Below are 12,619 nucleotides of genomic sequence, written 5' to 3'. Positions count from 1 at the left end.
GATGATTGTGTTGTGGTTGCCCGGGGGAGTAGGTGAGGGCGCGGGTTGAGGATGGGCCGGCGGGGGTGCAGCGGGGGGGGCGGTGGGGGGGGGTGGGCTTAGCCGGGGGGGCCGCCGCGGTCGGTCGACCGCCCGTACGGACCCGTACGCACACCGAGGAGCCCACGACACCATGGCCGACTACCGCATCGAGACCCTCCGCACCGGCTACCGGCAGTGGATCGCCCGCAACGACCGAGGTGCGGAGGTGCGCATGGGGGCGGCGGACGATCCGGACGCGCAGCCCTCGTTCACCCCCGTGGAACTGCTGCTCGCAGCCATGGGCGGCTGCGGCGGCATGGTCGTGGACCGGACGGCTCGCGCCGTGGACCACGACGACCTGCGGATCGTCGTGGAATCGGTCTCCGGACCGGAGGACGACGGCCGGGTGGGCCGGATCAGGGTCAGCTACGAGTTCGAACTGCCCGAGAGCAACCCGCGGGCCGCCGATGTGTTCGCCCGCGGGGTGAGGCTCACACACGAGAAGTTCTGCACGGTGAGCCGCACGGTCGAGCACGGCGCGACGGTGGAGGCCGTCCTACCCGACGGGACGCTCGGCTTCCGGGCGGGCTGAGGGGCCTCGCGCGGCCGGGGCCCGTCCGGTTGCCGATCCGTTCGTTTAGGAGCGCCGTTGGGTGGTCAGTCGCGGGAGTGTGGCCGGACCACGGCTGCCGGACAGAGACCGGACGGGAGGCGTCGGCTGTGACGCTCGACGGAAAGCGAGTCCTCTTCCTCACGAGCAACTACGGCACGGAGCAGGACGAGTTGACGAAACCGGTGGCCATGCTGCGCGAGGCGGGCGCCGAGGTCACCGTGGCGGCGAAGAAGGCCGAAACCGTCGTGACGGTCGTGTCGGACCGGCGGCCGGGCGACGCCGTCGAGCCGGACACGACGTACGAGGAGGTGTCGGCGGACGCGTACGACGCGGTGGTCGTGCCGGGCGGGACCGTCAACGCGGACCGGCTGCGGACGGACATGACGGCCCAGCGGCTGGTGGCCGCCTTCGCGGACGCCGGGAAGACCGTGGCCGCGATCTGTCACGGACCGTGGCTGCTCATCGACAGCGGGCTGGTCGCGGGCAAGGAGATCACCTCCTACCCGTCGGTCAGGACCGACCTCGTGAACGCGGGAGGGACCTGGCGGGACCGTGAGGTCGTCGTCGACGCGTCGGGCGGATTCCGCCTGATCACCTCGCGCAAGCCGGCCGATGTGCGGCCGTTCGCGGAGGCGGTCGTCGAGGCGCTCGTAGCGGGCCCGCCGGCACCCGAGGGCCCTCGGCCGCGCAGCCCCGGGACAGGACTTCCCGAGACGGGGCTCCCCGCGCCAACGTGAGGGCGGCGCCCGGGGAGCCCGCTCGGGCGGCTCAGCCGAGCCAGATCTCGCGGACCCGGTGCAGCGGGTCACGCTCCACGCGGGACGCGGCGTCCCAGACCATCGTGGCACGCTCGTCGGCCGTGTAGCGCGGCCAGGACGCACCCGGGTCCTGATCCCGTACGAAGGAGACCCAGGCGCGGTGCATCGCGTCGGCCAAGGCGCGGGGCGGGGCCTCGCCCGCCACGGCGGCGACGCCCTCCGCGTCCAGGAGGTCGAAGGCGTACGGCAGGTCCAGGCAGTGGAAGGCCGTGCCGTTGACGGGCGACTCCCACGCGAACTCGTACAGCCAGGTGGGGCGTCGGCGCGCCGCGCGCGCGTCGGCGAGAGCCAGGGACGGAGCGCGGAAGGTGACGTCGGTCAGGGCCTGACCGAACAGCGCGGCCGGATCGCCCGCCCCGTAGGCGGTGGTGAACGAGGCCAGACGGTCCTTGGGCAGACCGAGCGCCTCCAGGAGGACCGGCACGGGCGGGCCGTCGGGACCCGGGGCGGGGAAGGCGTTGAACTCGTGGGCGGTGAAGCCCAGCATGAGCGGGACGTCCGAACCCCCGTCCCCGGTCGTCAACGCGTCGAGGACGGGCTCCGGGATCAGCTCGCCGTCCGCGAGGGGCGCCAGGGACAGCAGCGGGGGGAGGCCCTCGCGGTCCGGGCCCGGTGCACCCATCCGGTCCTGGAGGTCGAGAAGCTCGTCGTCGCTCAGGTCGCGGAGGGCCGCGGCGTTGGCGGGTACGCCGGTACGCGCCGTGAACAGGCGGGACGCCGCGCGGGCGACCTCGGGTCCGTCGGGGCGCATCACGGCCCCGGAGACGGAGAGCGCGCTGCGGAACAGGTCGCGGGCCGCGGGAACGGCGAGCAGGGTCTGCACGGCACCGCCGCCCGCGGACTGGCCGGCGACGGTGACCCTGGACGGGTCGCCGCCGAAGCGGGCGATGTTGTCGCGAACCCATTCGAGGGCGGCGATCCAGTCGCGGACCCCGCGGTTGTCGGGGGCGTCGTCGAGATGCAGGAAGCCCTCGATGCCGAGCCGGTAGCCGAGGGAGACCAGGATGACGCCGTCGCGGTTGAAGGCCGATCCGTCGTACCAGGGGCTGGCCGCCGACCCCGCCACGTAGCCGCCGCCGTGGATCCAGACGAGGACGGGGAGCCCGGCCTCGGGGTCGGTGCGCGGGGTGAAGACGTTGAGGTTGAGGACCCCGGCGCCCGGGACGGAGGGCTCGGGGATCGTGGTGACGTCGGCGAAGGGCCGGCGCTGGGCGGTCGGCCCGTAGGCGGTGGCGTCCAGCGGTTCGGTCCACGGCTCCGGCGGCACGGGCGCCGCGAACCGGAGGTCGCCGACAGGCGGCTGCGCGTAGGGGATACCGAGGAAGCGAAGGCTCCCGTCGGGCCGGCGCTCACCGCGGACGGGGCCGCGCGTGGTGGTGACGGTGGTGACGGTCATGGGAGCAGCGTCCGGCCGGGGATCGGTCGCGTCAACGCTTGGAGCAGGAAGATGACACGTGTCACTTACGCGTGTCAGTGAGGCGTGTGCCTGAAATCGGGTCGCCATGGGTACAGGTCGTTCGACGCGAGGGGGTCAGGTGACGGGGCTGCACGCGGAGACGGTGATGGGGATCCTGGTCGTCGCCGCCGGGGCGGGTCTCATGGCGCTGGGCGCCCTCCGCCAGGGACGCGCGGTCCGCCCGCCGGCCCCTGCGCGGGCGCGGGCCGCCGCCCGGCGGGACCGGCAGCGGGTGCTGCGGAGGGCGGCAGCCATGGCGATCACATCGGCCCGCAGGGCGGCGGGAGCGGGAGAACCTGCGATCGTCACGGTCGACGACGTGCTGCGCCTGGCCCACGAACACTTCGCCCGCCCGGACATGGACCCCCGCCTCGCGGCGGCCGCACTCCGCCACGCGTACGAACGGGGCGCGTGCGCGAGGGATTGCGTGACGGACGCATTCGGCTGACGGAGCACCACCCGGTCGCCGGAGACGAGCCCAGCGGCACCCCACGCACCCGCCGTACAGGCGCGGTGTCCCGCGCCTTCGGCCTCGACGAGACCGGCCCGGAAGGTTCCGGAAGGAGGACACCTGGCTTGCGCCGGGTTGCGGCGCAAGGGCGAGCCGCGGCGGGCATGGCCCGTGTCAGGCCGTCCGGGCCGGGCGCCGACACCGCGCCCATAGCGGGACGCCCGTCGTCGTAACGGCACGCCCGTCGTCGTAACGGCACGCCCGTCGTCGTAACGGACGCCCGTCGTCGTAGCGGGACGCCGCCCGTCGTCGTAAGGCACGCCGTCGCCGTAAGGGGACACCCGTCGTCTCGGGCGGGTACGCCCGAGCGCCGCGCCCGAGCACCCGCGCCCAGGGGGCGAAAGCTCCTTCAGGCGCGGTTTCGCCGTGGGCGTGTCCCGGCCATCCGGTTCACAGGGCGATCCAGTAGCGGCGCTTGCGGCCGATCTCCGTGTCGCGGGTGTCCTCGAGCACCCCGCCGTTGCGCTCGATCGTGCGGGCGGAGGCCACGTTGTCGTCGTCGCAGGTCACCAGGACCCGATCGAGGCCGAGGGTGCGCGCCTCGGGAAGGACCGCCCCGAGGGCCCAGGTGGCGAGGCCGCGACGGCGGGCGGAGGGCCTGATGCTGTAGCCGATGTGCCCGCCGGCCCGGAGCAGGAAGTCATTGAGTTCGTGGCGCAGATCGATCGCACCGACGTACACCCCGTCCTCCACGATCCACCAGTGCGTGGCGTGCACCCAGCCCTGGGCCAACGGCCTTGTCGGGTCGGCCTGTTCCCGAAGTCGGTCGACCCAGGAGGCGAAGATCTCGGGCATGGCGAGGGCCTCTTCCTCTGCCAGTCTCATCCCCGCTCCGGATTGGTGGGCGCCGGGGCTCCACTCGACGTGCGCTTCGAGCCAGGAGCGATGAAGGCGGGCTGTGGGGGCGACCAGTTCGGGCATGCGGGCGACGATAACAGGCCAATGCCCCCATCGATCACGCCCTTTCGGCAGCCGTTCGAGGGTGTCCCGCCGAGGCCGGCGGTGCGGCCACGATCGACTCCCCTGCTGCCGTCCGCGGCGCCCGTCAGCTCCTCTTCGGCGCTGCGTAGTTCAGGAAGCCGGCCCAGTCCACCACGACACAGGCCTCGTCACCGAGAACCCATGCGTCATGCCCCGGCTGGACAGCCATGAAGTCGCCGGGACCTATCTCGGCCGACTCCCCGTCGTCCATCACGACCTTCATCCGACCGCTGACGACGTACCCGACGTGAGATGCCTCGCAACTGTCCGTCCCGGCAAGGGGCTTGACGTGCTGGGACCACTTCCAGCCGGGCTCGAACACAGCACGCCCGACCGGACCGCTGTCCGCGTTGATCAGGTCGAGCCTGCCCTTGGCGTCCTCGAAGGGACGCGTCTCATCTGCGGAGTCGAAGCTCCGGGACACGATTCCGGTCATGTTCGTCCGCCTCCGGGCGGTGGGACGTTGAGCCCCCGAGTCCACTTCCAGGTTACGCCGGGAGGACCGGGGGGACCTCTCGTCACTCGCCCCGAGAACACCGTTGCCCGCCCCGATGATCACGGGGTAGCGTGATCATATGACTGCCGGGTCGGCCATGGGCCGTGAGCGAGTGAGGCACCCGGCCTTGGCGTGACCGCCGCCGGGCGGGCGCGAGGCCCGCCTCGGTCGTCTTCCACGCACGCGTACGCGCTCCTACGCCACGTACGCACGTGACGAGCCCCATCAGGAAGACACCGACGCAGCCTTTCGAGAGGACCCTTCGTGGCCATCGAGCTCAACCACACCGTCGTATACGCCCGCGACAGGCGGGCTTCCGCCACGTTCCTGGCCGAGGTGCTCGGCCTGGAGGTCGGCGCGCCCTTCGGTCCGTTCCTGCCGGTGGAGACCGGCAACGGCGTCACCCTCGACTACTACGAGTCGGCGGACGCGTTCACCCCGCAGCACTACGCCTTCCTCGTGCCGGACGAGGAGTTCGACACCATGATCGGGCGGCTCGAGCGGATGGGGGTCACGTACTACGCGGACCCGAACCACACCGAGCCCGGGCAGGTCAACCACCTCTTCGGTGGCCGCGGCGCCTACTTCGCCGACGCCGACGGTCACAACATGGAGATCATCACCCGCCCGTACAGCCGCGGCTGACGACCAGCGGCAGCCGACCGAACGTCGACACGGCGATGCGCGTGACCTCGGGTGTTCACTCAATGATCATCTCGTTGGTGGTTACGCGCATATTCGTGACGCTATTTCTATGCGAATCCCTTATCGGGCACATCTACACATAAAGGCCAGATAAGAGCACAATGAAACCGCGGCCCCACGCCGCAAGCGCGATCAGACGTGCAAGACGCCAGAAGGAGGCGAGTCGTATGTCTGACGTCTCTCACCGTCATGGTGATATCACGGGACACCCCGACGCGACGGAAATGCGGGAGCGCTACTCCCAGATCCTCCAGACCCGCGGTGTCGCCGCGGTCGAGGAACTGATCATCGTGGCCGGTATCTGGGCCGCGATCTCCGCCTACACGGTTCACTTCGCGGGACTCCACCCGGACCTCGCCCTCAGCAACCTGATCGTCGGCATCGCTCTCGCGGGGCTCGGACTCTGTATGTCGATGGCCCCTGAGCGGACGCAGGACCTGAACTTCGTCGCCCTGCTCGCCGGCGTGTGGCTGATCATCTCCCCCTGGGTGGTCGCCCGGAACGCGGACACCGGCGCGATCGTCAGCAACGTCATCACCGGTGCGTGCGTCTGTCTCTTCGCCCTCACGGCGGGCGGGCTGCTCATGAGTAAGTCCAGAAAGACGTGATCAACCTCTGATCCCGTCTCAGAACGGCGCCGTATCCCCGCACGAGGTACGGCGCCGTCGACGTGTCACGGTCGTAAATCGAGACACATCAGCCACCAACGCCCTGCCTTGGGTAACGAATTGACCGACGGCGTTTCGGCCACATAAGTTCTGCGTAAGCTTGCTCCACAGGGACAGGCTCCCACTCGCAATTCCCAGTCCTTGGGGGGACTAAGTGAACTGGTACCTCGACGTTCTCAAGAAGTACGCGGTATTCACCGGCCGTGCGCGCCGCCAGGAATACTGGATGTACATGCTGTTCAACGTCATCGCCTACGTCGTCCTGGCGATCCTCGACGCGGTGCTCACCACGGCCCCGCTGCTGACCGCCATCTACGCGCTGGGGGTGTTCCTGCCGACCCTCGGCGTGACCATCCGCCGTCTGCACGACACGGGCCGCTCCGGCTGGATGATCCTGCTCGGCCTGATCCCGCTGGTCGGTGGGATCATCCTCATCGTGTTCTACGCGACCGAGGGCAACCAGACGGACAACGCCTACGGCCCGAACCCGAAGCTCGCGCCGGCGTACTGAGCTGCACCCCGACGAGGCCCCGGAGGATTCCCTCCGGGGCTTCGCCCGTTCCGGACCCGCCGTGAGGCCGTCCCGTACGCGATCCGGACCGCCCCGGCGCCGTACGGACGCCCCGGGGCGCGCCGTACGACCAGTGACGCTTCGTAGCACTTGCCGCGCGCTCCTTGTGCACCGTGGCACACGACCCGCCCCCTCCCCCGCCCCTAGCCTCGCCGCAACGGTTCGAAGTCGAACGAACGAGGGGCGGTACCGGTGAACTGGCTCATCCACGACTACCGCGAGAGCGATCTCGCCGCGGTCGTCCATCTGATCGACACCACGGCCGAGCTCGGCCAGGAGTCCGTGTTCTCCCTGGCCGAGTGCATCAGCGCCCTGACCTCCCGCCAGCCCGCCGTCGTCGCCGTCCACCAGGGCGTCCCCATCGGGGCAGCGCTCGCCTGCGTCTCGGGCGAACGGGCCTGGGTCATGCGGATCGCGATCTCCTCCGCCTGGCGCGGCCGAGGGCTCGCCAGCGCCCTGCTCGTCGAGCTGGAGCGACGGCTGGTCGCGGCGCGGGTCGGGCGGATCGCGTACGTCCTGCCCGAGGAGGACCTGCTCGGGGAGGGGCTGCTCAACGCCGGCTACACCCGTCAGCCGGCCGTCGCGTACTTCGAGAAGGTCGAGCCGCTGCACGGCCCGGCCGCCAGTCTCCTCGACGACCTGGGCGGCCGGCTGCTGCCGGGCGACCTGTGGGCCGAGGTCGCCGGTATGGAGCGGGAGAAGGACCTGATCGAACGGCGCGTGGTGCTTCCGCTGGCCGAACCCGAGCGCGCGGCGCGGCACGGGGTGCGGCCGCCGCGCGCGGTGGGCCTCTTCGGTCCGCCGGGTACCGGCAAGACGACGTTCGCCCGGGGGATCGCCTCGCGACTCGGCTGGCCGTTCGTGGAGATCCTGCCGTCCCGGCTCGCCGACGAGGGCAATCTCGCCGCGGCCCTGCGCTCGGCGTTCGCGCGGATCGCCGAACTGGAGCGGGTGCTCGTCTTCATCGACGAGGTCGAGGAGATCGCCCCGGTCCGTCAGGAGCCCGCGCAGCCCGGTGGCATGCACGGCGTGACCAACGAACTCCTGAAGCTCATCCCGGGGTTCCGTGAGCGGGACGAGCGGCTGCTCGTCTGCGCCACGAACTCGATCCGCTCCCTCGATCCGGCCTTTCTGCGCCCGGGACGCTTCGACTACCTGATCCCGATCGGCACACCGGACAAGGCGGCCCGCGCCGCGATCTGGGCGCGGTACACCGAAGGCCGGACCGACGTCGACATCGACGGACTGGTGGCGGCGAGCGATCTGTTCACGCCCGCCGACATCGAGCACGCCGCGCGGATCGCCGCACAGAACTCCTTCGAGCGCGACCTGGTCGCCGTCGGCGGCCGCACCGCGAGCGACGAGCGGCTGCCGGGCGCCACCACGGCGGACTACCTGGAGGCGATCGGCCAGTGCCGGCCGACGGTGACGCCGGAGATGATCACCCAGTTCGAGTCGGACATCACCACCCACGCCCGGTTCTGACGCGTCGTCACCGCCGCGCTCCTTGGGCGAGGAGCGGCCGGTACGTCCGGGGCCGGCGCATATCGTGGTGCTCCGCGTCCCGGACGACGCCCCATGGACGACATGGGCGACATGGGCGACATCCGTGGACCACGCCCGACCACGACAGGGGGGCCGATCCGATGGAGCGGTACGAGGGGCTCGAACTCATCACCGTCACGAAGACCGCGGAGCTGGAGGCGTGGCTGGAGGCCCACCACGCCGACACGCCCGGGGTCTGGCTGCGGATCGCCAAGAAGGGCGGGGGTGGCGAGTCGCTGACGATTCCGGAGATCCTCGACTGCATGCTCTGCTTCGGCTGGATCGACGGGCAGCGCAAGGCCGGGGACGGGGTGTACTACGTCCAGAAGTACACCCCGCGCAGACCCGGCAGTCTCTGGTCGCGTGTCAACGTGCGCAAGGTCGAGGCGCTCACGGCGGCGGGCCGGATGCGCGCGCCGGGGCTCGCCGAGGTGGCGGCCGCCCAGGCGGACGGCCGGTGGCAGGCCGCGTACCCGTCGCAGGCGGAGGCGACCGTACCGGACGATCTCGCGGCGGCCCTGGCGGCCGACGAGCGGGCGCGGCACTTCTACGAGGGGCTGGGGAAGACCGATCAGTACCTGGTGATCCTGCGGCTGTGGCAGACGCGCACGCCGAAGGGGCGGGCGCGGCGGCTGGAGCGGATGGTGGCCAAGCTGGCGGCGGGCGAGAAGATCCGGTGAGGGGCCAGGGCCGAGGGGGTCAGCGCCGGCGCCGGTAGAGGACCTGGTGGGCGTCGTGCTCGACGAAGGACGAGGCGTGGGTCATGCCGACGGCTTCGAGGAGCCGCCGGGAAGGGTGGTTCGCCTCCTGGGTCAGGGCGACGACGCTGGGCGTGTCGCGGAGCGTGGCGTCGAGGACGGCGGCGACGGCCTCGCGGGCGTAGCCGTGCCCCCAGTGGTCGGGCAGGAACTGGTACGAGATCTCCGTCTCCCCGTCCCGTGCCCCGGGCTCGACGGTCACAAGCCCGAGCAGCACCCCGTCGGCGGCCCGCACCACGGCGTGCACGCCGGGCGCACCGACGACTCGTCGCTGCCGGATCCGTACGACCTGCTCGGTCACCGGCCCGCCGAGGTGCCGCCGAACCTCGGGGTCGGTCCACAGCCGGGTGACGGCCGGTACGTCGGCCGCGCGCACGGGGCGCAGCAGCAGGCGCTCGGTGGTGAGGGCGTCGGCCGGCGCGGACGAGGAGGAGGCGTGCATACGTACGATCATCTCAGCCCGGCGGGTCCCGCCGCGCGGCCGTCTAGGAGCAATGCCGTTACCCTAGGAGACCGGCCGGCCCTCGGGGGTGAGCGGCGGCTCGGTGAGCACGGGCCCCGCGGGTCGTCCCATCCTGCGCTGGAGCGCGGCCAGCGCGCCGGCCTTGCGACCCGGTACGCGGTGGCGCAGCGCGACGAGGGCGGGGCCGAGCGCGCGGGCACGGGTGGGGTCCGCGACGCGTTCCCACTGGTGGTGCGCCCGGTCCACGGCGCCTTCGACATCCGGGTCCTGCGGCGCCTGGCCCAGGTCGAGCCGGATCTGGGCCGCGCCGATCCACAACTCGCAGCTGCGGGCCGGCTCCCCGGCCAGTCGCGCGAGGTCGGCGCGCACCTCCATCCAGTGCACCGCCTCCCGCGACCGCGGCCCGTACCGCCGCAGCGCCTCCTGCTCCCAGGCCACGGCCACCGCCACGGCCTCCCCGTGCCGCCCCGCCCGCGCGGCGGCGAGAATCGTGGGATGGGGATCGGGCCGGTGACCCGGTCCGGGGGCGCGGTCGGCGGCCGGCACGGCCGCCCGAGCGGGGGTGCCCGGGCCCGCGTGGGCGGGCGGGGCCGTCGTCTCCGGCGTCAGATACAGCGCCGGCTCCGGGCCCATCCGGGCGGCCGCGGCCGCGTGCAGGTCCGGGAGCGGGGGCCGGGCGCCCGTGCGCCACACCTCGGCGAAGTGACGGAGGTATTCGGGTGTCGTGGGCGCGCCACGCCGCGGTGCCGGTGCGACACGCCCGTACAGCTGCACGTCCGGTCCCAGCGAGAGGAGGCCGGGTGTGGAGCCCAGGCTCTCCCACAGCTCCGCGTCCGCGACCAGGTCGGCCACCACGCTCGTCGTTCCGGGTCGACGGACCGCGAGTTCACCCGCGAGCCAGTGCCACGGCAGCCCCGTGTAGCGCAGGGTCGCCGCCGTGCTGCGAGCCAGCGCCAGGTGCGGCAGACGCTGACGGCGGTCCAGTTGGAGTTGACCCGCGAGGTGGACGGCGAGCGGTCCCGGTGCGGCGGCGGCCGCGCGCATACGCGTCAGAACGGTCTGCGGGTCCAGCGGGTCCGCCAGTTCGACGACCGTCGCCACCGGAGTGCCGGTCAGCGCGCCGGGCGGTACCGCCGCCAGCGCCGGGAGCACGGACGCCGCGTCGATCACTCGCCCCCGCCCCGCCGGCGCCGCCGCGAGCAGCAGCGCAGTCCCCACCGTGTCCACCTCGTCGTTCACCACACCAGCACCGTAACCTTCCCACCGTGTGGTTCCGTTACCAGCCCGATGGCCGATAATCGACGGGCCGTTGGCATATGTCAGAAGCACCACCGTATCGAGTGTTGCCAAATCCCTTACGGGGTGTCTCCACCTGTGCAACAGTCGTATCCGGGCCTCGTTCCACCGCTCGCCCGCGTCGCGCCTGTATCGGAGTACGACATGCCGTCCCCTCTCTATGCGGACCGTCCAGCCCAGCCGCCGGAGCCCGGCACCGTGGACGCGCTCATCTCGCAGACCCGCCGTCTTCGCGGCGACGTGGACGCCGTGCGCCGGGACGCGGTCATGGACGAGGACGAGGACGACCCGAGGAACCGCTGGCAGCGTGCACTCTGCGACCTGGCCGTACATCAACTCGACGACCTGGGCGCCCATTTGGACCAGCTCAGGGCCGGCATCCCCGACGAGCTCCCCGCCACGCCCCCTGCCGATGCCGATGCCGTCGGGGCAGAGGCCGAAGGCGTCTCCGACCCAGGCGCCGCCTACGGCGTCCCGTCCCCGCGCACCGGGTCCCTCCTCAGCCGCGTCGGCAGCGCCGAGTGGAACCTGCTCAACGACGAGGTCAGCTGGTCCGAGGAGCTGTACCAGATCTTCGGCCGGAACCCCGAGAGCGGCCCGATGTCGCTGGACGAACTCCCCTCGATGGTGTTCGCCGAGGACCAGCCCTTACTCCAGGCGTTGGTGACGGACTGTCTGATCGACGGGAAGCCCATCGACGGCGAGTTCCGCATCGTCCGCACCGACGGCCGGGTCCGTACGCTCCACATGATGGGCGAGCCGGTCCTCGACTCCGACGGCTGTACGGCCTCCATGTGGGCCGTCCTGCGCGACGTCAGCGAGCTCCGCCGCAGCGAGCGGGCCGTCCGCGAGTCCCGGGACAGCCTGCAGCGCCGTCGCCACATCGAGCGCACCGAGCGCCGCGTCGCCGTCGAGCTCCAGGAGGCCGTGCTGCCTCCGTGGCGCGGGTCCCTGCGCTTAGCCCACGGCGGCCCGGGCGCCCCGCTCGACGTTGCGGGCCACTACCTGCCCGCCGCGTCGACCGGCCTGATCGGCGGGGACTGGTACGACGCGCTGGCGCTCCCCGACGGCGACGCGCTCCTGACGGTCGGTGACCTCACCGGACACGGGGTCTCCGCGACCTCGTCCATGGCGATGCTTCTCGGCGCGCTGCGCGGCATGGCCGTGGCCGGAATTCGCCCTGGCGCCCTGATGGGACATCTGAACCAACTGCTCGAATCGGCGGTGCAGCCGGCGCTCGGCAGTGCGATGTGCTGCCGCTACGAACCGGTCAGCCAGACCCTCTCCTGGGCTCAGGCAGGACACCCCGCCCCGCTGCTCTTCCGCGACGGGACAGGGCGCGCCCTGAAGCGGCCCGACGGTGTGCTCCTGGGAGCGACAACCGGGGCCGCGTACGAGGAGGCCGAGATCCGGCTGCTCCCAGGGGACCTGCTGATGCTGCACACGGACGGGCTGACCCGCCGCGGCGGCATGGACGACACGGGTACGCAGCGGCTGCTCGGCCTTGCTCCGCGGCTGGCCGAGGCCCGGGACGCGCAGGACTGCGTACGGTCGGTGGTGGAGGAGTTCGGTGAGGCACCACGCGAGGACGACGCCTGCGTGATGGTGGTGCGCGTCGGCCACTAGTGCCGCATCAGGCAACGTTCGCCCCGTCGTGACGTGCCGCCCGGTCGCTGTTCCGGGCGGCACTGGACGGCCAGAATGATCACGTGGCTGA

14 protein-coding genes are annotated in these 12,619 nt (G+C 71.9%); 9 read left to right on the top strand and 5 right to left on the bottom strand.

All coding sequences use genetic code 11. The annotated features are described in order from the left end of the window. Positions 1–172: 172 nt before the first annotated feature. Together ACFUJR_RS36795 and ACFUJR_RS36790 are read left to right on the top strand one after the other, a co-directional pair. Positions 173–613 carry an OsmC family protein gene (locus tag ACFUJR_RS36795; RefSeq protein WP_383178008.1) on the top strand — a complete coding sequence of 147 codons (441 nt, stop codon included), beginning with the start codon at positions 173–175 and terminating at the stop codon, positions 611–613. 128 nt (positions 614–741) lie between these two features. Then, positions 742–1,371, top strand: coding sequence for a type 1 glutamine amidotransferase domain-containing protein (locus ACFUJR_RS36790; protein ID WP_383178005.1), 630 nt, complete (start codon positions 742–744; stop codon positions 1,369–1,371). 31 nt (positions 1,372–1,402) lie between these two features. Here the strand turns inward: ACFUJR_RS36790 and ACFUJR_RS36785 are convergent, their stop codons facing one another. After that, positions 1,403–2,848 carry a carboxylesterase/lipase family protein gene (locus ACFUJR_RS36785; protein WP_383178002.1) on the bottom strand — a complete coding sequence of 482 codons (1,446 nt, stop codon included), beginning with the start codon at positions 2,846–2,848 and terminating at the stop codon, positions 1,403–1,405. A gap of 139 nt (positions 2,849–2,987) precedes the next feature. On the opposite strand from ACFUJR_RS36785, the gene ACFUJR_RS36780 reads away from it, so the two are divergent. Then, positions 2,988–3,356: a hypothetical protein gene (locus tag ACFUJR_RS36780; RefSeq protein ID WP_383177999.1), complete on the top strand. Its 369-nt coding sequence runs from the start codon at positions 2,988–2,990 to the stop codon at positions 3,354–3,356. 453 nt (positions 3,357–3,809) lie between these two features. Here ACFUJR_RS36780 and ACFUJR_RS36775 read toward each other — a convergent pair whose 3' ends face one another. Both ACFUJR_RS36775 and ACFUJR_RS36770 read right to left on the bottom strand, forming a co-directional pair. Then, on the bottom strand, positions 3,810–4,340 hold the full coding sequence (locus tag ACFUJR_RS36775) for a GNAT family N-acetyltransferase (protein ID WP_383177996.1): 531 nt from the start codon (positions 4,338–4,340) through the stop codon (positions 3,810–3,812). Between the two features lie 124 nt (positions 4,341–4,464). After that, positions 4,465–4,836, bottom strand: a complete 372-nt coding sequence (locus tag ACFUJR_RS36770; RefSeq protein ID WP_383177993.1) for a cupin domain-containing protein — start codon at positions 4,834–4,836, stop codon at positions 4,465–4,467. Positions 4,837–5,160: 324 nt separating this feature from the next. On the opposite strand from ACFUJR_RS36770, the gene ACFUJR_RS36765 reads away from it, so the two are divergent. The 5 genes from ACFUJR_RS36765 (at position 5,161) to ACFUJR_RS36745 (ending at position 9,065) form a co-directional block, all read left to right on the top strand. After that, on the top strand, positions 5,161–5,541 hold the full coding sequence (locus tag ACFUJR_RS36765) for a VOC family protein (protein WP_383177990.1): 381 nt from the start codon (positions 5,161–5,163) through the stop codon (positions 5,539–5,541). Between the two features lie 227 nt (positions 5,542–5,768). Continuing rightward, complete coding sequence (locus ACFUJR_RS36760; RefSeq protein ID WP_383177987.1) at positions 5,769–6,209, top strand: SPW repeat protein; 441 nt, start codon at positions 5,769–5,771, stop codon at positions 6,207–6,209. 214 nt (positions 6,210–6,423) lie between these two features. Beyond that, on the top strand, positions 6,424–6,780 hold the full coding sequence (locus tag ACFUJR_RS36755; RefSeq protein ID WP_383177984.1) for a DUF805 domain-containing protein: 357 nt from the start codon (positions 6,424–6,426) through the stop codon (positions 6,778–6,780). Between the two features lie 252 nt (positions 6,781–7,032). Continuing rightward, a complete protein-coding gene (locus ACFUJR_RS36750) occupies positions 7,033–8,325 on the top strand; it encodes an ATP-binding protein (RefSeq protein WP_383177981.1) in 1,293 nt (430 codons plus the stop codon). 161 nt (positions 8,326–8,486) lie between these two features. Further along, positions 8,487–9,065, top strand: a complete 579-nt coding sequence (locus ACFUJR_RS36745) for a YdeI family protein (protein ID WP_383177978.1) — start codon at positions 8,487–8,489, stop codon at positions 9,063–9,065. A 19-nt stretch (positions 9,066–9,084) separates the two neighbouring features. Here ACFUJR_RS36745 and ACFUJR_RS36740 read toward each other — a convergent pair whose 3' ends face one another. Both ACFUJR_RS36740 and ACFUJR_RS36735 read right to left on the bottom strand, forming a co-directional pair. After that, a complete protein-coding gene (locus ACFUJR_RS36740) occupies positions 9,085–9,585 on the bottom strand; it encodes a GNAT family N-acetyltransferase (protein ID WP_383177975.1) in 501 nt (166 codons plus the stop codon). Between the two features lie 63 nt (positions 9,586–9,648). Then, a complete protein-coding gene (locus tag ACFUJR_RS36735; protein ID WP_383177972.1) occupies positions 9,649–10,848 on the bottom strand; it encodes a hypothetical protein in 1,200 nt (399 codons plus the stop codon). Positions 10,849–11,046: 198 nt separating this feature from the next. Between ACFUJR_RS36735 and ACFUJR_RS36730 the strand changes: the two genes are divergently transcribed. Continuing rightward, the gene (locus ACFUJR_RS36730) at positions 11,047–12,528 is read left to right on the top strand and encodes a PP2C family protein-serine/threonine phosphatase (RefSeq protein WP_383177970.1); all 1,482 of its coding nucleotides are present in this window, start codon (positions 11,047–11,049) and stop codon (positions 12,526–12,528) included. Positions 12,529–12,619: the final 91 nt, after the last annotated feature.

The sequence above is a fragment of the Streptomyces sp. NPDC057271 genome (assembly GCF_042668715.1).
GTDB lineage: Bacteria > Actinomycetota > Actinomycetes > Streptomycetales > Streptomycetaceae > Streptomyces.
This window is presented reverse-complemented; position numbering and strand designations above follow the sequence as displayed.

What these genes read in the sequence shown, in the direction of transcription:
- ACFUJR_RS36745 (WP_383177978.1), top strand. Translation starts at nt 8,487, where the DNA reads ATGGAGCGGTACGAGGGGCTCGAACTCATCACCGTCACGAAGACCGCG.
- ACFUJR_RS36740 (WP_383177975.1), bottom strand. Translation starts at nt 9,585, where the DNA reads ATGCACGCCTCCTCCTCGTCCGCGCCGGCCGACGCCCTCACCACCGAG.
- ACFUJR_RS36775 (WP_383177996.1), bottom strand. Translation starts at nt 4,340, where the DNA reads ATGCCCGAACTGGTCGCCCCCACAGCCCGCCTTCATCGCTCCTGGCTC.
- ACFUJR_RS36770 (WP_383177993.1), bottom strand. Translation starts at nt 4,836, where the DNA reads ATGACCGGAATCGTGTCCCGGAGCTTCGACTCCGCAGATGAGACGCGT.
- ACFUJR_RS36785 (WP_383178002.1), bottom strand. Translation starts at nt 2,848, where the DNA reads ATGACCGTCACCACCGTCACCACCACGCGCGGCCCCGTCCGCGGTGAG.
- ACFUJR_RS36730 (WP_383177970.1), top strand. Translation starts at nt 11,047, where the DNA reads ATGCCGTCCCCTCTCTATGCGGACCGTCCAGCCCAGCCGCCGGAGCCC.
- ACFUJR_RS36760 (WP_383177987.1), top strand. Translation starts at nt 5,769, where the DNA reads ATGTCTGACGTCTCTCACCGTCATGGTGATATCACGGGACACCCCGAC.
- ACFUJR_RS36795 (WP_383178008.1), top strand. Translation starts at nt 173, where the DNA reads ATGGCCGACTACCGCATCGAGACCCTCCGCACCGGCTACCGGCAGTGG.